Origin of the sequence: Stutzerimonas stutzeri (assembly GCF_024448935.1) — a bacterium.
GTDB classification, from domain to species: Bacteria; Pseudomonadota; Gammaproteobacteria; order Pseudomonadales; family Pseudomonadaceae; genus Stutzerimonas; species Stutzerimonas stutzeri_AO.
The window spans coordinates 1-18668 of the sequence record NZ_JAMOIE010000020.1; the positions used below are offsets into that span (position 1 = coordinate 1).

Annotated in this window: 19 protein-coding genes; 16 read left to right on the plus strand and 3 right to left on the minus strand. The window is 59.6% G+C overall.

What is annotated here, in order from left to right:
• Positions 1-31: 31 nt before the first annotated feature.
• Together NA637_RS08135 and NA637_RS08140 are read right to left on the minus strand one after the other, a co-directional pair.
• A complete protein-coding gene (locus NA637_RS08135; protein ID WP_256071796.1) occupies positions 32-1315 on the minus strand; it encodes an HlyC/CorC family transporter in 1284 nt (427 codons plus the stop codon).
• A gap of 275 nt (positions 1316-1590) precedes the next feature.
• Positions 1591-2391: a cytochrome C assembly family protein gene (locus NA637_RS08140; RefSeq protein WP_256071797.1), complete on the minus strand. Its 801-nt coding sequence runs from the start codon at positions 2389-2391 to the stop codon at positions 1591-1593.
• 240 nt (positions 2392-2631) lie between these two features.
• Here NA637_RS08140 and ffh point away from each other — a divergent pair, with 240 nt between their 5' ends.
• The 10 genes from ffh (at position 2632) to thrC (ending at position 11670) form a co-directional block, all read left to right on the plus strand.
• Positions 2632-4011, plus strand: a complete 1380-nt coding sequence (ffh, locus tag NA637_RS08145; protein WP_256071798.1) for a signal recognition particle protein — start codon at positions 2632-2634, stop codon at positions 4009-4011.
• A gap of 181 nt (positions 4012-4192) precedes the next feature.
• Positions 4193-4444, plus strand: a complete 252-nt coding sequence (gene rpsP / locus NA637_RS08150; protein WP_045429408.1) for a 30S ribosomal protein S16 — start codon at positions 4193-4195, stop codon at positions 4442-4444.
• A 5-nt stretch (positions 4445-4449) separates the two neighbouring features.
• Positions 4450-4986 (plus strand): ribosome maturation factor RimM, encoded by a 537-nt coding sequence (gene rimM, locus NA637_RS08155; protein WP_256071799.1) that lies wholly within the window; start codon positions 4450-4452, stop codon positions 4984-4986.
• A complete protein-coding gene (gene trmD / locus NA637_RS08160; protein ID WP_256452112.1) occupies positions 4968-5744 on the plus strand; it encodes a tRNA (guanosine(37)-N1)-methyltransferase TrmD in 777 nt (258 codons plus the stop codon). Before rimM ends, trmD begins: the two co-directional genes overlap by 19 nt.
• A gap of 44 nt (positions 5745-5788) precedes the next feature.
• Positions 5789-6139, plus strand: coding sequence for a 50S ribosomal protein L19 (gene rplS / locus NA637_RS08165; RefSeq protein ID WP_021208319.1), 351 nt, complete (start codon positions 5789-5791; stop codon positions 6137-6139).
• Between the two features lie 249 nt (positions 6140-6388).
• Positions 6389-7285: a site-specific tyrosine recombinase XerD gene (gene xerD, locus NA637_RS08170; protein WP_256071800.1), complete on the plus strand. Its 897-nt coding sequence runs from the start codon at positions 6389-6391 to the stop codon at positions 7283-7285.
• Between the two features lie 128 nt (positions 7286-7413).
• Entirely contained in the window at positions 7414-8139 is a 726-nt protein-coding gene (locus NA637_RS08175) for a disulfide isomerase DsbC N-terminal domain-containing protein (protein ID WP_256071801.1), read from the plus strand.
• A 108-nt stretch (positions 8140-8247) separates the two neighbouring features.
• Complete coding sequence (locus tag NA637_RS08180) at positions 8248-8745, plus strand: GFA family protein (RefSeq protein WP_064481717.1); 498 nt, start codon at positions 8248-8250, stop codon at positions 8743-8745.
• Positions 8746-8860: 115 nt separating this feature from the next.
• Positions 8861-10165, plus strand: coding sequence for a homoserine dehydrogenase (locus tag NA637_RS08185; RefSeq protein WP_256071802.1), 1305 nt, complete (start codon positions 8861-8863; stop codon positions 10163-10165).
• Positions 10166-10260: 95 nt separating this feature from the next.
• A complete protein-coding gene (gene thrC, locus NA637_RS08190) occupies positions 10261-11670 on the plus strand; it encodes a threonine synthase (RefSeq protein WP_256071803.1) in 1410 nt (469 codons plus the stop codon).
• Positions 11671-11791: 121 nt separating this feature from the next.
• Here thrC and NA637_RS08195 read toward each other — a convergent pair whose 3' ends face one another.
• The gene (locus NA637_RS08195; protein ID WP_256071804.1) at positions 11792-12511 is read right to left on the minus strand and encodes a GntR family transcriptional regulator; all 720 of its coding nucleotides are present in this window, start codon (positions 12509-12511) and stop codon (positions 11792-11794) included.
• 204 nt (positions 12512-12715) lie between these two features.
• On the opposite strand from NA637_RS08195, the gene NA637_RS08200 reads away from it, so the two are divergent.
• The 6 genes from NA637_RS08200 (at position 12716) to NA637_RS08225 (ending at position 18632) form a co-directional block, all read left to right on the plus strand.
• Positions 12716-13177 (plus strand): GlcG/HbpS family heme-binding protein, encoded by a 462-nt coding sequence (locus NA637_RS08200; RefSeq protein WP_256071805.1) that lies wholly within the window; start codon positions 12716-12718, stop codon positions 13175-13177.
• 463 nt (positions 13178-13640) lie between these two features.
• Positions 13641-14618, plus strand: coding sequence for a TRAP transporter substrate-binding protein (locus tag NA637_RS08205; protein WP_256071806.1), 978 nt, complete (start codon positions 13641-13643; stop codon positions 14616-14618).
• Positions 14619-14693: 75 nt separating this feature from the next.
• Positions 14694-15227, plus strand: a complete 534-nt coding sequence (locus NA637_RS08210; RefSeq protein ID WP_256071807.1) for a TRAP transporter small permease — start codon at positions 14694-14696, stop codon at positions 15225-15227.
• Positions 15228-15276: 49 nt separating this feature from the next.
• Positions 15277-16563: a TRAP transporter large permease gene (locus NA637_RS08215; RefSeq protein ID WP_256071808.1), complete on the plus strand. Its 1287-nt coding sequence runs from the start codon at positions 15277-15279 to the stop codon at positions 16561-16563.
• A gap of 54 nt (positions 16564-16617) precedes the next feature.
• Positions 16618-17412, plus strand: a complete 795-nt coding sequence (locus NA637_RS08220; RefSeq protein WP_256071809.1) for an enoyl-CoA hydratase/isomerase family protein — start codon at positions 16618-16620, stop codon at positions 17410-17412.
• Between the two features lie 32 nt (positions 17413-17444).
• Positions 17445-18632 carry a CaiB/BaiF CoA transferase family protein gene (locus NA637_RS08225; RefSeq protein WP_256071810.1) on the plus strand — a complete coding sequence of 396 codons (1188 nt, stop codon included), beginning with the start codon at positions 17445-17447 and terminating at the stop codon, positions 18630-18632.
• Positions 18633-18668: the final 36 nt, after the last annotated feature.

Genomic DNA, 18668 nt, shown 5'->3' on the forward strand with positions numbered 1-18668 from the left:
CTACCCTGGCTCGCCATTGAGACGCCGGTTATCAAGGGTTGCTTTTTGATTCCTCTGGCGCCTCGATTACCCATGCACGCACGCTTTTGACGCGGTTGTCGGCGGCCTGCAGGATCTCGAGTCGATACTGGTTGATTTGCAGGCATATCCCGCTATCCGGGATGTGTTCGAGTGCTTCGGTAATCAACCCGTTGAGCGTCTTGGGCCCGTCGCAGGGTAGCTGCCAACCCAGGGCGCGGTTGACTTCACGCAAGTAGGCGGCGCCGTCGATGACCAGGGTGCCGTCGTCTTGCGGGTGTATGTCCGGGCTGCGCAGCGCGTCCTGGTTGCTGAACTCGCCGACGATCTCTTCGAGAATGTCTTCCAGGGTCACGATTCCCAGCACATCACCATATTCGTCGACGACGATGCCGATCCGGCGTTTTTGCTTCTGGAAGTTGACCAATTGGGTCGAGAGGGAGGTGTTCTCCGGAATGAAGTAAGGGTCGTTGCATGCGTCCAGCAGGCTTTCTCGGGTCAGCTGATCATGGCTGAGCAGGCGCGCGATCTGGCGCATGTGTACGATGCCTTCGATCTGGTTGATGTCCTTGCGAAACACCGGAAGGCGGGTATGAGGTGTCGTGCGCAATTGAGTCACGATGGTTTCAAGGTCATCTTCCAGGTCTATGCCGGCGACCTCGTTACGCGGAATCATGATGTCGTCGACCGTCACCCGTTCCAGGTCGAGGATGCCGAGCAGCATGCTTTGCCGTTTCATCGGCATGTCACTTCCCGATTCACGGACCACGCTGCGCAGTTCTTCCGTGGACAGGCTGTCGCTACCTTTGTTGGACAGGTCGACACCGAGCAGCCTGAGCAATCCGTTGCTGATCCAGTTGAGCAACGCCACCAGCGGATACAGGACCTTTTGCAGCATCAGCAGCGGGAGACTGACCGGGTAGGCAACTGCTTCAGGTCGCAGGGCGGCGAGCGTCTTCGGCGTTATCTCTCCGAATATGAGCAGGAGGATGGTCAGGCCGATGGTGGCGATCGCGATGCCGGCTTCGCCCCACAGCTTGATGGCCAGCACCGTGGCGATCGATGAGGCGAGGATGTTGACGAAGTTGTTGCCGACCAGAATGGTCCCGAGCAGCCGGTCCGGCCGCTCAAGCAGGGCGCTGGCGCGTTTTGCCCCGCGGTGCCCTTCCTTGGCCTGGTGGCGCAGGCGGTAGCGGTTGAGACTGAGCATCCCGGTTTCGGAACTGGAAAAGAATGCCGAGCACAGAAGCAGAAAGACCAGCATGCCGAGCAGAAAGCCGGGGTGTAGATGTTCCACGTGGTGGTCCTAGGGTCTGTTGATGTTTCGCAGCGAGCTGCGTTGCCGCGTCAAATGGCGCCAGGCAAGGCGCGGGACGCAGGGAATGGTCATTCCCTTTCCAAGTCCCGCAACGCCGTCTGGCGCCATTTGACGCGCAACCCGTAGGGACGGGCCCCGTTTGGCGCAGCACTGCGTTACTCGTCGCTCATTGGGAATAACCAAACCACACTCCTCGCGCCTTGTTCTGCGTCAAACGGGTCTCCGTCGCGGCCGCGACGAAACGTCAACAGACCCTAGATGTGCAGAATGAATTCGCGGACCAGCTTGCTGCCGAAGTAGGCCAGCATCAACAGGCAGAAGCCTGCCAGCGTCCAGCGGATGGCCTTGTAGCCGCGCCAGCCTAGCTGTTGACGTCCCCATAGCAGCAGGCCGAAGACCACCCAGGCGGTTACCGAAAGCAGCGTTTTGTGTACCAGATGCTGGGCAAACAGGTTTTCGAGGAAGATCCAGCCGGAAATGAGCGATGCCGACAACAGTAGCCAGCCGGCGAGCAGGAAGCCGAACAGCAGGCTCTCCATGGTTTGCAGTGGAGGGAAGTTCTTGATCAGGCCGGACGGGTGCTTGTGCTTGAGATGATGATCCTGCAGCAGCAACAGCAACGATTGAAACACAGCGATCGTAAGCATCCCGTAAGCAAGGATGGAAAACAGGATGTGCGCCAGTATCCCCGGCTGCTCGGTGATGGCGGGTGCCGTGCCGGACGGTGCAAACTGGGCGAACAGCACAGTCAGGCCGCCGAGGGGGAAGAGCAGCAGCAGCAGATTTTCGACAGGCATCCGGTAAAGCGCGAGCAGGATCAGCAGAATCACGGCCGCAGCGATCAGGCTCGAGGCGGTGAAGAAGTCCAGATGCAGGCCGCTCGGTGACAACAACTGGATGAATAGGCTCACCCCGTGTGCAATGAGCGCCAAGGCGCCCAGGATAAGAAGCAGACGCTTGTCCGGCACGGTGCGTTGCGCCAGGCGCAAGCCCTGGTATCCGGTGACGCCAGCATAGAGGCAGGCGGCAGCTAGGCTCGGGAGCAGAGGGTGCATAGGTCTGTTAATAGGCTCGAAAGGCGCTGAGTGTGGCATAAACACCGGGTGCGCAAAAGTGCAGGGTTGGCTGCCGGTACTGCCGGGGTGCGGGTCGATGGGACAACCGACAGGTGGCGGTGCCCCTGACAGGTATGGATTTGTCCTGCTCGATGAAAAGCACCGGCGGCGGGGTACCGGTCTGGGGCATGCAGCTTCTATAATCGGCGCCTTAACCACACCCAGGGTGGAAAACGGCACATGTTTGAAAACCTAACCGACCGCCTCTCGCAGACGCTTCGCCATGTTACCGGCAAGGCCAAACTGACCGAGGACAATATCAAGGACACCCTGCGCGAAGTGCGTATGGCGCTGCTCGAGGCCGACGTTGCGCTGCCCGTGGTCAAGGAGTTCGTCGCCAGGGTCAGGGACAGGGCTGTCGGTACGGAGGTCTCCAAGAGCCTGACGCCCGGCCAGGCCTTCGTGAAGATCGTACGCGCAGAGCTCGAAGAGCTGATGGGCGCGGCCAACGAAGACCTCGACCTTAGTGTGGTGCCGCCCGCGGTAGTGCTGATGGCCGGCCTCCAGGGTGCGGGTAAGACGACCACGGTCGGCAAACTGGCAAGGTTCCTCAAAGAGCGCAAGAAGAAGTCGGTACTGGTGGTTTCAGCGGACGTCTATCGCCCGGCAGCAATCAAACAGCTGGAGATGCTGGCTGCGGAAGTGGGGGTGACCTTCTTTCCCTCCGATACCAGCCAGAAGCCGGTCGAGATCGCTCAGGCGGCCATCCGCGAAGCCAAGCTCAAATACATCGATGTGGTGCTCGTCGATACGGCCGGTCGGCTGGCCATCGATGCCGAGATGATGGCCGAGATCCAGGCCGTTCATGCGGCGATCAGCCCGGCCGAGACGCTGTTCGTGGTCGATGCCATGACCGGCCAGGATGCGGCCAACACCGCCAAGGCGTTCGGCGAAGCGCTGCCATTGACCGGCGTGGTGCTGACCAAGGTCGACGGGGATGCGCGCGGCGGCGCTGCCCTGTCGGTGCGCCATGTCACCGGCAAGCCGATCAAGTTTCTTGGCATGGGCGAAAAAAGCGATGCGCTCGAGCCGTTTCACCCGGACCGGATCGCTTCGCGCATCCTCGGTATGGGCGATGTGCTCAGCCTGATCGAGCAGGCTGAGCAAACGCTCGATCGGGAAAAGGCCGAGAAGCTCACCAAGAAGCTGAAGAAGGGCAAAGGTTTTGATCTGGAAGATTTCCGCGATCAGCTTCAGCAAATGAAAAACATGGGTGGCCTGGGCGGCTTGATGGATAAGCTGCCATCGATCGGCGGTGTGAATCTGTCGCAAATGGGCAATGCGCAGGGCGCAGCGGAGAAGCAATTCAAGCAGATGGAGGCCATCATCAACTCGATGACGCCTGTTGAGCGGCGCAACCCGGACATCATCAGCGGTTCGCGCAAGCGGCGCATCGCCATGGGTTCCGGCACGCAAGTGCAAGATATTGGCCGTCTGATCAAGCAGCACAAGCAGATGCAGAAAATGATGAAAAAGGTCAGCGGCAAAGGCGGCATGGCCAAGATGATGCGCGGCATGGGCGGCATGTTTCCAGGCGGCGGAGGAATGCCCAAGTTTTGAGCCGCAGCTGCAGGACTCAAGCGGCAAGCCGCAGGTGAAAATGATCTGGCTCGTTCGGGATTTGCATTTACTTGTAGCTTGCGGCTTGAAGCTTGCCGCTTTTACTCGTAAAATGCGCGGCCTTTCGGGCCTTGAGCCCTGCATTCAGATTTGCTGTACCGACTACAGGAACGATGTTCACATGGTAACTATTCGTCTCGCCCGTGGCGGCTCCAAGAAGCGCCCTTTCTACCACCTGACCGTGACCAACAGCCGCAACCCGCGCGATGGTCGCTTCGTTGAGCGTATCGGTTTCTTCAATCCGATCGCCTCGGGTGCGGAAGTGAAGCTCTCTGTAAACCAGGAGCGTGCTGCCTATTGGTTGAGCCAGGGCGCACAGCCGTCTGAGCGTGTTGCTCAGCTGCTGAAGGAAGCTGGCAAGGCTGCTGCCTGAAACACATGAACGTCACGTCAGCCCCGGCCGAAGACCTGATCGTTATCGGCAAGATCGTTTCGGTGCATGGCGTACGTGGTGACGTAAAGATCTACTCCTTTACCGATCCGATTGACAATCTGTTGGACTATCGTCGCTGGACGCTGAGGCGAGGCGAAGAAGTCAAGCAGGTTGAGCTGGTCAAGGGTCGCCTGCAAGGCAAGATCCTGGTGGCGACGCTGAAGGGGCTGGCGGATCGTGAAGAGGCGCGTACCTACGCCGATTTCGAGATCTGCATCCCCCGCAGCGAATTGCCTCCGTTGACCGGTGAGGACTATTACTGGTTCCAGCTTCAGGGCCTGACGGTCATCAACCAGCTCGGGCAAGTGCTCGGTCGGGTTGATCATCTGCTCGAAACCGGCGCCAACGATGTGCTGGTGGTCAAGCCGTTCGATGGCAGTCTGGATGATCGCGAGCGCTTGCTGCCCTATACCGACCCCTGTGTGTTGAAGGTCGATCTGGACGCAGGCGAGATGCGTGTCGAATGGGACGCGGACTTCTGAGCAACATGTCCAGCTTGCGTGTCGATGTGATTACTCTGTTCCCCGATATGTTCGCTGCTATCGGTGAATACGGCATCACCAGTCGTGCGGTGAAGCAGGGGCTATTGCAGCTGCAATGCTGGAATCCCCGGAGCTATACGGAAGATCGCCATCAGACAGTCGACGATCGCCCTTTTGGGGGTGGCCCCGGCATGGTGATGAAGATCAAGCCCTTGGAGCTCGCACTGGCCGATGCCAGGCAGGCCGCTGGGGAAAAGGCGAAGGTGATATACCTGTCGCCGCAGGGGCGTCAGCTGAAACAGGCTGATGTTCGTGATCTCGCGAACGAGAGTGGACTTATCCTCATCGCTGGCCGCTACGAAGGCATCGATGAGCGTTTCATCGAAGCGCATGTGGATGAAGAATGGTCGATTGGTGATTACGTGCTGTCCGGTGGTGAATTACCGGCCATGGTGCTGATCGATGCAGTGACCCGTCTGCTCCCTGGGGCATTGGGTCATGCTGATTCGGCCGAGGAGGATTCGTTTACTGATGGCCTGCTCGACTGCCCGCATTACACGCGACCGGAGGTGTATGCGGATAAACGTGTTCCTGAGGTGCTGCTCAGCGGCAACCACGAACACATCCGGCGCTGGCGTTTGCAGCAGTCCCTCGGAAGGACCTGGGAACGCCGCGCTGATCTTCTGGATAGCCGCTCGCTTTCTGGGGAAGAACAAAAGCTGCTGACGGAATACATCCGTCAGCGGGACGATAGTTAAACGTATCGATGGCACGCCATGACGGCCTGTCTTAGGAGCACAGCATGACCAACAAGATTATCCAGGCGCTCGAAGCCGAGCAGATGACCAAAGAACTGCCGCCGTTCGCCCCCGGTGACACCGTAGTCGTTCAGGTGAAGGTGAAGGAAGGCGAGCGTGAGCGTCTGCAGGCCTTCGAAGGTGTCGTGATCGGCAAGCGTAACCGCGGCCTGAACAGCGCATTCACCGTTCGCAAGATTTCCAACGGTGTTGGTGTTGAGCGTACGTTCCAGTATTACAGCCCGATGGTCGACAGCCTCAGCGTCAAGCGCCGTGGCGATGTCCGCAAAGCCAAGCTGTACTACCTCCGCGCGTTGTCCGGCAAGGCAGCCCGCATCAAGGAAAAGCTTTCCTGAGGAAAGCGTCCTTAAGAAAAAAGCAGCCTGCGGGCTGTTTTTTTTAGCCTTGATTATTTGCCGATGAATTGAATACCGTTACTCGATATTCGCTCAGCCAGGCGTACAGCGTCACGACCAGGTGCCTGTGGGCGAGTTCTCCCCAGGCTTTCTTGCCAATCCATCGTCAGCGATCTGCAAGGGCAGAGCCTGGCGGGGCGGATGCGGCTATGGAACACTAATGCGCTTTCACCGGCCGATGATTGTTTAATGCCCGCACTCGATGATCCCGTGATCGACCGCTTCCTAGACGCCCTCTGGCTCGAGAAAGGACTATCGGACAATACCCGCGAGGCCTATCGCAGTGATCTGGCGCTGTTCAACGGCTGGCTTGACGAGCGCGGCGTCCGCCTGAGCGACGCGGGCCGGGAAATGGTCCTCGACCACCTTGCCTGGCGTCTGGCCAACAACTACAAGGCGCGTTCTACCGCGCGGCTGTTGTCAGGGCTTCGCGGGTTTTATCGCTTCCTGCTGCGCGAAGGCGTGATCACGGTCGATCCAACGCTGCGAGTCGATCTGCCGCAGTGGGGACGACCACTACCCAAGGCGTTATCCGAGGCGGATGTGGAGGCGCTGTTGTCTGCGCCGGATGTCGGCGATCCGCTGGGGTTGCGTGACCGGGCGATGCTGGAAGTCCTTTACGCGACCGGCTTGCGCGTCACGGAACTGGTCGGCCTCGGTCTTGAGCAGATCAATCTTAGGCAGGGTGTCCTGCGCACTTTCGGTAAGGGTAACAAGGAGCGTCTGGTGCCGTTGGGCGAGGAGTCCCTGCACTGGGTGGTGCGCTATCTTCGCGATGCTCGCGACACGCTGCTCGCCGGCAAGGCCAGCGATGTGGTGTTTCCGAGCCGGCGTGGCGATCAGATGACAAGGCAGACGTTCTGGCATCGAATCAAGCTGCATGCCCGGCAGGCAGGAATAGCGGCATCGATCTCGCCGCACACGCTGCGTCATGCATTTGCTACGCACTTGCTCAACCATGGGGCGGATCTTCGAACCGTGCAAATGCTGCTCGGTCACAGTGATCTGTCCACTACGCAGATCTACACGCACATCGCTCGCGCGCGGCTGCAGGAACTCCACGCGCAGCATCATCCGCGTGGTTGAACGGATGGCGTTAGAAGCTGCGCTGCAGGCCACAAAAGCCAATGAGCGGAGGCCCGTCGGCTGCACTGGATGACAGGGGCTATGGTAATCTGCCGGCCTTCCCTCGATCCAAGTCGCCAGGAGATTTCATGCGCGTGAATCGTATCTTCACTGCCGTAGCCCTCGGTTTCGCCAGTGCCGTTGTCCTGGCCGCTGACGCTGAACAGGCGATCCGTGAGTCGCTTAATGCACTCCAGCCCGATATGCCCATCGAGGCAATTGCGGAAAGCCCCATGAACGGTGTGTATCAGGTTCAGCTCAAGGGTGGGCATCAGCTCTACGCGAGCGCTGACGGTCAGTTCCTGATTCAGGGCGATATGTATCAGTTCAAGGACGGCCAGGCGACGAACCTGACCGAGCAAGCCCGGAGCAGGTCTGTCGCGAAGACAATTGACGCGATTCCTACCAGCAAGATGGTGGTTTTCTCGCCTGAAAGACCGAAGACCCATATCACCGTGTTTACCGACACCGACTGCGGCTACTGCCAGAAGCTGCACAGCGAAGTGCCCGAGCTGAACCGTCTTGGCGTCGAGGTTCGCTATATGGCCTTTCCACGGCAGGGTATGGGCAGCCACGGAGCCAACACGCTGACCAGCGTATGGTGTGCCAAGGATCGGCAGGCAGCGATGAACAAGGCCAAGGCGCGCGAAGAGGTGCCCGTCACGAGCTGCGAGAACCCGGTCGCTGAGCAATACGAGTTAGGCCAGCTGATCGGTGTTCAGGGCACTCCGGCAATCATTCTCGCAAACGGGCAGATCATCCCCGGTTATCAGCCGGCTCCGCAGCTCGCCGAACTGGCCCTGAACGCCAGGTAGTCGCCGGGGCGGCGCCTTCAGTCACGAAGAGGCTGCCCGTTTGGCCCGCGGCTGAACTGTTCCGCCCCTCGTGTTCAAAGCCAAAACGCATATCGAGGAGGCGACAAAATGAAGCTAGAAGGTTCCTGTCATTGCCAGGCCGTTCGTTTTTCTCTGGAATCGGCCGAGCCCTATCCGTTCATGCGCTGTTACTGTTCGATCTGTCGCAAAACGGCCGGGGCGGGTGGTTATGCGATCAACCTGGGCGGAGATCATCGGACGCTGACGGTCGAGGGTCGCGAGAACCTCAGTATCTACCAAGCCAGGATGGTCGATGCTGAAACGGGCGCGGTGCGTATTAGCGATGGCCAGCGTCACTTCTGCAAGCTGTGCGGCAGCGCACTGTGGTTGTGGGACCCGAATTGGCCGGATCTCGTGCACCCGCATGCGTCGGCAATCGATAGCGAGCTGCCAAGCCCGCCAGAGTCGACACATCTCATGCTGGCTTCAAAGGCATCATGGGTAGAGCCCCAGTTGGGCCCTGATGATCGCTGCTTCGATGAGTATCCGGATGAATCCCTCGCTCAGTGGCACCAGCGCCTGGGGTTGCAGAGCAAGCCCGGCTAGCAGCAGGCTCTTCCTGGCCGCTGCCGATTTGACTAAAGCTCGTGCGCTTCGTAATGTGCGACTCTTTTGTTCGGCCGCCGTGCAGGGGCCGTTCGTTGGCAATGGGGAGTGCAACTTGAAACCGGTGAAAGTTGGCATCTGTGGGCTGGGAACCGTCGGTGGCGGTACCTTCAACGTGCTCGAGCGCAACGCTGCGGAAATCGCGCGTCGTGCAGGGCGCGGAATTGAGGTCGCGCAGATTGCGGCTCGTCATGCGAACCCCAGGTGCAACACCGGTGATACCCCGATTACTGGCGATATATTCGATGTCGCCAACAACCCTGAGATCGACATTGTGGTCGAACTGATCGGTGGGTACACCTTGGCCCGCGAGCTGGTGCTCAAAGCCATCGATAACGGCAAGCACGTGGTTACGGCCAACAAGGCGCTGATCGCGGTGCACGGCAATGAGATCTTCGCCAGGGCGCGGGAGAAGGGCGTTATCGTCGCCTTCGAAGCCTCGGTTGCCGGCGGTATCCCGATCATCAAGGCCATTCGCGAGGGGCTGGCCGGCAACCAGATCAACTGGCTCGCGGGGATAATCAACGGAACCGGTAACTTCATCCTCACCGAGATGCGGGAGAAGGGACGTGCCTTCGAGGACGTGCTGAAGGAGGCTCAGGAGCTTGGCTACGCCGAGACCGATCCGACCTTCGACATTGAAGGCATAGACGCCGCGCACAAGCTGACCATCCTCGCCTCCATCGCTTTCGGCGTACCGCTGCAATTCGACAAGGCCTACACCGAAGGCATATCCCGGCTGACCACCGCTGACGTCAATTACGCCGAGGCGCTGGGCTACCGCATCAAACATCTGGGCGTCGCCCGCAGCACTGCTTCGGGTATCGAGCTGCGTGTGCACCCGACGCTGATCCCGGCGGACCGCCTGATTGCCAACGTCAATGGCGTGATGAATGCGGTCATGGTCAACGGTGACGCCGTCGGCTCCACGCTTTATTACGGTGCGGGTGCAGGCATGGAGCCGACGGCTTCGGCTGTGGTGGCGGACCTCGTGGATGTGGCCCGTGCGCTCACGACGGACCCGAACAATCGGGTTCCGCACCTGGCTTTTCAGCCGGACTGCCTCTCTGCTCATCCAATTCTGCCGATCGGCGCTTGCGAAAGCGCCTATTACTTGCGCATCCAGGCCAAAGACCGTCCGGGCGTACTGGCTCAGGTCGCCACTATCCTGTCGGAGCGTGGAATCAATATCGAATCGATCATGCAGAAGGAAGCCGAGGAGCAAGACGGGCTGGTGCCGGTCATCCTGGTCACGCATCGTGTGGTCGAGCAGAGGGTCGACGATGCCATCGCCGCACTCGAAGCACTTGCCGACGTGGCGGGCAACGTGGTGCGGATCCGGGTGGAACAACTCAACTAAAAAGCAGCGGCAAGCTGCGAGCCACAAGTTGCAAGTGGGCAAACACGTGCAGCTTGCAGCTTGCGGGTTGCCGCTCAGACCGAAGGTTTGACGATATGCGCTACATCAGTACCCGTGGCCAGGCGCCGGCCCTGAATTTCGAAGACGTGCTGCTTGCCGGACTGGCCAGCGATGGCGGTCTATACGTTCCGGAAAACCTGCCGCGCTTCACCGTCGAAGAGATCGCGTCCTGGTCTGGTCTGCCGTACCACGAGCTGGCGTTCAAGGTGATGCGGCCGTTCGTGACCGGCAGCATCCCGGACGCTGACTTCAAGCAGATTCTGCAGGACACCTACGGCGTGTTTGCTCACAGCGCCGTGGCGCCGCTGCGTCAGCTGGACAGCAACGAGTGGGTGCTCGAGCTCTTCCATGGCCCGACCCTGGCGTTCAAGGACTTCGCTTTGCAGCTGCTGGGTCGACTTCTTGACTACGTGCTGGCCAAGCGCGGTGAGCGCGTGGTGATCATCGGTGCGACGTCCGGCGATACCGGCTCGGCAGCAATCGAAGGCTGCCGCCGCTGCGATAACGTCGATATCTTTATCCTGCACCCGCACAACCGGGTGTCGGAAGTACAGCGTCGGCAGATGACCACCATCTTCGGCGATAACATCCACAACATCGCCATCGAGGGAAACTTCGACGATTGCCAGGAGATGGTCAAGGATAGCTTCGCTGATCAGGGCTTCCTCAAGGGCACGCGGCTGGTGGCGGTCAACTCGATCAACTGGGCGCGGATCATGGCCCAGATCGTCTACTACTTCCATGCTGCGCTGCAGTTGGGCGGCCCGGCCCGTTCGGTGGCGTTTTCCGTACCGACGGGCAATTTTGGGGACATTTTCGCGGGCTACCTGGCGCGCAACATGGGGCTGCCGATCAGCCAGCTGGTGGTCGCCACCAACCGCAACGACATCCTGCATCGCTTCATGAGTGGCAACCGCTACGACAAGGACACGCTGCACCCGTCGCTGTCGCCTTCGATGGACATCATGGTGTCGTCGAATTTCGAGCGTCTGCTGTTCGATCTGCACGGTCGTAACGGCGCCGCCGTGGCCGAATTGATGAACGCGTTCAAGGCCAGTGGCAGGTTGTCGGTGGAAGAGGAGCGCTGGACCGAAGCGCGCAAGCTGTTCGACTCGCTGGCCGTGGATGACGAGCAGACCTGCAAGACCATCGCCGACGTCTTCGCCGCCACCGGCGAGCTGCTCGATCCGCACACGGCGATCGGTGTCCATGCCGCGCGTGAGTGCCGGCGCAGCCTGTCGACGCCGATGGTGACGCTGGCGACTGCCCATCCGGTGAAATTTCCCGAAGCGGTCGAGAAGGCGGGCGTCGGCAAGGCGTTGGAGCTGCCGGCTCATCTCGCCGATCTGTTCGCGCGGCCGGAGCGTTGCACGGTGCTGGCCAACGACCTCAAGGCCATGCAGGCCTTCGTCGGTGAGCACGGCAATCGTGGCAAGCCGTTGTAAGCAAACGGAATCCGCTTGGTCTGACCCTGGCCAAGCGTAGTTCTACCACTGGTATCGAACCGCGAGCCTCGGCGGCTCTTGCCTGAGAAGCGCACAATCGACGCGTAGAGGGGGCCGCGGCTCAGTCTGCTACGATGGCGCCTTCAAGATTGACCGCTTCCAGCTTGTGGCTGAGGTGGCCTCTGAGGATATTGCCCAAGCGGTTACCATCTCGTTCCCGTAGCGCTTCGATCATTTCCTCGTGATCATTCATCGCCTTGCGCCAGAAGTCCTGGTTCATTTCCATGGAGTAGCGGATTCTTTTCACTCGCTGGCTGAGGTTGTTGTACATCTCAAGCAGGATCGGGTTTCCCGAAGCCAGCAGTATCTTTTCGTGTATCTGCTGATTTACGGTGAAATAGGCCTGTAGCTCCTTACGTGCATAGTGCTCGACCAGCTTCTGGTGAAGCGCGCCGATGCTCACCAGCTCTTCATCGTTCAGGCGAGAGCAGGCTGTTTCGCCGGCCAGTCCCTCCAGGGCTGCCATGACATCGTAGGTGTGCGTCACGTCGCTCAGTGACAGGCGACTCACTCGCGCGCCCCGATTCGGCAGAATTTCCACCAGTCCTTCCGAAGTCAGAACTTTCAGCGCCTCGCGAAGTGGTGTCCTGGAAATACCGAATGTTTCGCAAAGCTGTTTTTCGGAGATCTTTTCGCCTGCAACCAGCGTTCCGTGCTCGATCAGCTCACGGATTCGGTTGGCGGCTTCCTGATAAAGAATCTTGTGCTGAATCTTTTCCAAAGGCTGTTTTTCCTGGATGAATGCGACCATGCCGGAGCGGCACGGATGAATCATGTTCATTATTGATATCAGCGAAAGGTCTGCTAACGTTTTGAATTAAGAATACAAAATAAGTCAAAAACGCGACATAAGCTAAACGTACGAGAACAATAAAGTGGGTGATGCATCGGCGTCTCGCCAGACTCTGGCCTCGTCCCGTTGTTTCGCAAAAGTGTTCTGATCAGTTTCGCCTGGTTTCGCACCGGGCTATCGGAGGAAAATCACATGGCTGGCAAGGTCTACCGTTCGAGCGTAGTCATTTCACGCGCGCGAGCTCGGCAAATTATCGATGCTGCGTTCGCCGAGGCAAGAGCCCAGAACATGGAACCGCTGACCCTTTTCGTCATGGACGCAGGCGGCAACCTGATCGCCGCCGAACGCGAAGATGGCTGCGCCCCGTTGCGCTTTCCGGTTGCCAGGGGCAAGGCCTTCGCTGCACTAGGCAACGGCGTATCCAGCCGCACGGTCGGTGAGCGAAACGAATCGCGTCCGGCCTTTCTGGCCGCGGTGGCGGCAGCTTCCGATGGTCATTTCGTTCCGGTACCGGGCGGAGTGCTGATTCTCTCGAACGATGACGAAGTGATCGGCGCCGTAGGCGCCAGTGGCGCGTCCTCCGATGAAGACGAGCGGGTTGCTGTGGTAGGCATCGAAGCGGCTGGACTGCGCGCCGGTATCGTTCCCGCCTGACTCTTGCCTCCAAGCGATTGGTGGCCCACGCTGCCACCAATTCCCTCTCGCCGGCCATGCTTGCGTTTGGCTATCGGTTTGCTCTGGTGCGGCGCCAGTCGCTCACTTCACCGGGGCCCGCTTGTGCTCAGCCGTCCTGCCTGACTCATTTCTGCAACGACCCTCCTGCCCGGTCCCTGACGGCGGACCGCCGGTGGCGCCTTGCCCAGATTCTTTTGCCTGCATCCGTCCTCCCCGGAGGGGAGAGGACGGGCGGTGGCAATTTTTCTGTGTCATTTCTGGCGCCCTGCAAAAAGCTGGTCTAACGTCTGGTTCGGGTTATGAATAATGAATTCATTTTTATTGCTCGCATCCGTTAGCCGGTTTCAACCGCTGCCGGCGCTGCAGTCGGAGCATGGTCAGTGCCGACTGTGAAGAAAGGTTTTTGCGGTACGCCTCGATAAAAACAAGAGTGGAGGTCAGCATGAAAGTCTTGAAGACAGCCTTGATCGCATCCCTGTTCGGTCTAGCCACATCTGCAGCCCAGGCGGCTGAGCTGCAGATCAAGTTCGGCCATGTGGGTGGGCCGGGGTCCTTGTTCGAAATCACCGCTAATAAGTTCGCCGAAACCGCCAATGAAAAGCTCAAGGGCAAAGCCAAGGTCGTGACCTATGGTTCCAGCCAACTGGGCAGCGACTCGCAGATGCTCAACAAGCTCAAACTGGGCTCCCTGGACCTGGCCCTGCCGTCGACGGTGATGAGCAGCGTGGCGCCCGAGTTTTCGCTGTTCGAGATGCCGTACCTGATCAGCGACCGAGAACACATGAAGCGGGTGCGTGACGAACTGGTGCGCGACGTGATGTACAAGGCCGCCGAAGACAAGGGCTACCGCATCATCGGCGTGTGGGAGAACGGTGTCAGGCAGATTACCAACAATACTCGGCCCATTGTCGTGCCGGCCGACCTCAAAGGGCTGAAGCTGCGCACGCCCAACGGCATCTGGCGTGTCGAGATGTTCAAGAGCTACGGCGCCAACCCCGCCCCGATGGCGCTTTCCGAAGCCTTCGTGGCGCTACAGACCGGCGCCATGGACGGTCAAGAGAATCCGCTGGTGCAAATCTATTCCCAGCGCTTCCATGAAGTTCAGAAATACCTCTCTCTTTCCAACCATGTCTACACCCCAGCGTTCGTCGTCGCCGGCGCCAGTTGGAAACGTTTTCCGGAGGACGTGAGGAAGGTGCTCAGCGAAGCAGCTTTGGAAGTCGAGCCCTATTCGCTGGAACAGGGCGCGAAGCTCGACGAGAGCCTTGTGAAAAAAATGGAGCAGGCAGGCATGGAGGTGAACAAGGTCGACCAGCAGGCCTTCATCGACGGTTCCAAGGCTATCTACGCCAAGTTTGCCAACGAGGTCGAAGGCGGGCAGGCAATGCTCGAAACGGTCGAACAGCTTCGCCAGATGTAGCCGTGTTCGTGTTTGCACAGATCGCATTGACCAATGCCTGAGCATCCGGTGCGTCAGGCTGACTGGAGAGAGCCGATGGATTCCTTCACCGCTTTCAGAAAGGGCTTTTCCAAACTGCTGGAAATCATAGTGGTGGCCAACGTGATTGCCTTGACGCTTGTCGTCACAGTCGGCTTCGCATCACGGCTGGCCGGTTCACCGTTCAGCTGGTACGACGAGGTGGCGTCGGTTGGTCTGGCTTGGCTCACTTACTACGGCGCGGCGCTGGCCGCGGCAAAAGGAGCTCATATCGGCTGCCCATCCGTAGTCAATTACTTCTCCCCAAGGCTGCGCTTGCCAATCGCTCTGCTCGCCGAGGCGATCACGATCGGCTTCTTCGTACTGCTGGCCTACACCGGCATGCAAGTCGTGCTGATCCTGGAAGGGTCATCGTTGGTCAGCCTGACCAACGTTTCGCTGCAATTGACGCAATCGGTGCTGCCAATTGGTTCGGTACTTTTCATCATTGCGGAGATCTTGCGATTGCCTGAAGTGATCGAAAGCGCGAAGGGTGATGGGTTCGTCGATCACGAACTGGCAGAAGCGGGCGTCAAGCCCGTCAAGGCATGACCGGGGCAATTAAGAGCGGGCGTTCGGCATGGCGTTCGGGGGTGATAAGATGACAATTGCGTATATGTTTCTGGGACTGATAGTTCTCATCCTGATCAATGTCCCGGTCGCCATCTCGCTGGGCATCGTCGGCGCGGTGGCGATCTTCTCCAGCTATGGCGCACTGGCCCTGCCCAACATCGGCATGGTGATGTACGACGGCACAACCAGCTTTCCGTTGATTGCCATCCCGCTGTTCATCCTGGCTGGCGCGATCATGAATGCCTCAAGCATCTCGAGGCGCCTGATCGACTTGGCCTCGGCGATGCTTGGGTTCGTCAAGGGCGGCTTGTCGATGGTGACCATCGGCGCCTCGATCTTCTTCGCGGAGATTTCCGGTTCGGCTGTGGCCGGGGTATCGGCCATCGGGAGCATCATGATCCCGGCGATGACCAGCAAGGGCTACTCCAAGGAATTCTCGGCGGCGCTGTCCTCCTCGGCGGCCAGCCTGGCGATCATCCTGCCGCCGTCGATTCCGATGATTCTCTACGCCGTGATGTCGGGAGAATCCGTCGTAAAGATGTTTGTCGCCGGCATTTTCCCCGGATTACTCGGTGCCATGGGCCTGGCGGCGATGTGTTACTACCTGGCCAGGAAAAACGATTTTCCATCGGAAGGGGCCTTCCAGGCCAAGCGGTTGTGGGAGGCGTTCAAGGGTGCGATCTGGGCGCTGTCGATTCCGGTGATCATCCTTGGCGGGATTTTCGGCGGCGTCGTCACGGCCACCGAAGGCGCGGCGCTGGCTGTGGTGGTGGCGATCTTCATCAGCGCCTTCGTCTACCGCGAGTTCACCCTGCGCACCTTTTACAAGGCGTGCCTGGACGCCGGCGTGCAAACCGCGGTGGTGATGCTGTTGGTAGCGAGCTCCGCGGTGGTGGGGCTCTACCTGACCGAAACACAACTGCCGCAGCAACTAGCCGCCTCCATCAGCGATATGACCAGCAACAAATACGTGATCCTGGCGCTGCTTAACATCATCTTCCTGATCCTAGGCGTCTTCCTGCACTCCGCTGCGGCGATCATTCTGGTCGTCCCGATCGTGCTGCCACTGGTGCTGGCGGTCGGCATCGATCCGATCCATTTCGGCCTGATCGTCACGCTCAACCTGGCCATCGGCCAGCAGACGCCGCCGGTTGCCAGCGTGCTGATTGCGTCCTGCTCGATCGCCAAGTCTGATATCTGGGCAACCTCGCGCACCAACCTGTGGTTCCTCGGAGTGCTCTTCGCAATCCTGTTGATCAACACCTATGTCCCGGCCTTCGCCCTGGCGCTGGTGAACCTGATATATGGCGCCTGAGCGGCGAACTGATGTTCGTCGCCAGCGAGCGGCATCGAGCAAGAGGAAACAAAGATGAGTGATGTGCCTCAGGGGCAGGTCGACTGCCGAATCGATCAAGGCGTCGCCTGGGTCGGCTTCAACCGGCCGCAGAGCCGCAACGCGATGACCTGGACCATGTACGACTCGCTGGAGCGCTTGTGTCGCGAACTGGAGGCCGATCCCCGGGTCGTCGCCGTGGTGTTTCACGGTTGTGGTGGCAAGGCCTTCGTTGCCGGCACCGACATCAAGCAATTCGCTGATTTCGAAGACGGCGAGGCGGGGGTGAACTACGAGCGGCGCATCGACAGTGTCATCGCTGGGCTGGAGAACCTGCGCAAGCCGACCATCGCCCTGCTGGAGGGCTTCTGTGTCGGCGGCGGCGCGGCCATCGCGCTGGCGTGCGATTTTCGCTACTGCACGCCGTCGTTGAAGTTTGGGGTGCCGATCGCCGAGACGCTTGGCAACTGCCTTTCGGTGACTAACGTGTCGCGTCTCATGGACCTGCTCGGCGTACCCCGTACGAAGGAGGTGCTGATGGCGGCCGAACTGATTGAGGCACCGGAGGCGCGATCGGCTGGCCTGGTCAGCGAGATTTTCGAGCCCGACGTCATCCGCGCGGAGATCGCCCGCAAGGCGCAGGCGTTCGCCGGTCGCGCGCCGCTGACCGTGCAGGCGGCCAAGGAGACCATCAACCGAGTACTGGCGCACCGACGCACGCCGGCGGACGCCAGCGATGACTGGATACGGGCCTGTTACGGCAGCCGTGACTTCAAGGCAGCAGTCGACAAGTTCGTCAGCAAGACCCCGTTCGAATGGACCGGTGAATAGCTTTCGCCGATCCCAGTGCTGGAGAACCAAGCATGCTTCCACTCAGCAACGTGAAAATCCTGGATATCTCGCAAATCATGGCGGGCCCCTATTGCACCATGGTGTTGGGCGATCTCGGAGCCGAAGTCATCAAGGTCGAGAAAGCCAATGGCGGTGACGACAGCCGGCAAATGGGACCTTACGTCAACGGCGAGTCCACCTGCTTCTTTCAGATCAACCGGAACAAGAAAAGCATCTCCCTGGATCTCAAAAATCAGAGGGCCAGGGATATTTTCTATCGTCTGGCGATTGACGCCGACGTCATCGTGGAAAACTACCGACCCGGTGTAACGGAATCGTTGCAGATCGACTACGAGACGATCCGCGCGTTCAACCCCAGCATCATCTACTGCTCGATCTCAGGCTACGGCCAGACCGGTCCCTCCCGCAGCAAGGGCGGTTTCGATCTCGTCGCCCAAGGCATGAGCGGTCTGATGTCGATGACCGGCGAGCCCGGCAAGCGACCGCTGAAGACCGGCATCGCTGTTTACGATATTGGCGCCGGCATCACTGCGATCTATTCGATTCTCGCCGCCTACATCCACAAGCAGAACACCGGTGAAGGCCAGCATATAGACATCGCCATCACCGAATGCGGGCTACCCTGGTTTGCCTGGGAGGCGGCCGCCTATTTCGCCGATGGCACCGTGCCGCAACCCACCGGCTCACGCCACCGCGTTTCGGCGCCGTACCAGGCAGTCAAGGCGCAGGACGGCTACCTGATGCTGGGTTGCGCCAATCAGCGAACCTGGGAGCGCCTCTGTCTTGAGGTGATCAAGCGTGAGGACCTGCTCGGCGATGAGCGCTTCGTCACCAATAGCGACCGCGCGCGCAATGTGGAAGCGCTCGAAGGCATACTCGAAGAGATTCTGTCCCAACAACCGATAAAACACTGGCTCGAACTATGCGATACGGCCGGCGTGCCCGCCGGGCCGATCAATGACTTTGCCCAGGCCATGCATGACGAACACTACCTGGCACGCGGCATGGTCCAGGAAGTCAGCCACCCGGTAATCGGTGAGATGAAAACGGTCGGCTTTCCCACCAAGTTTTCCCGGACACCTTTGCAGATACGCCGCCCGGCACCGTTGTTTGCCGAGCATACCGACGAGGTGCTGCACGGCATCGGCATGACCGACGAAGACATCCGTAATTTGCGGAGTGAGGGCTGCATCCGCTAGCGGTTATTTGCTGGATGTGCTTTTGAATTCAAAACT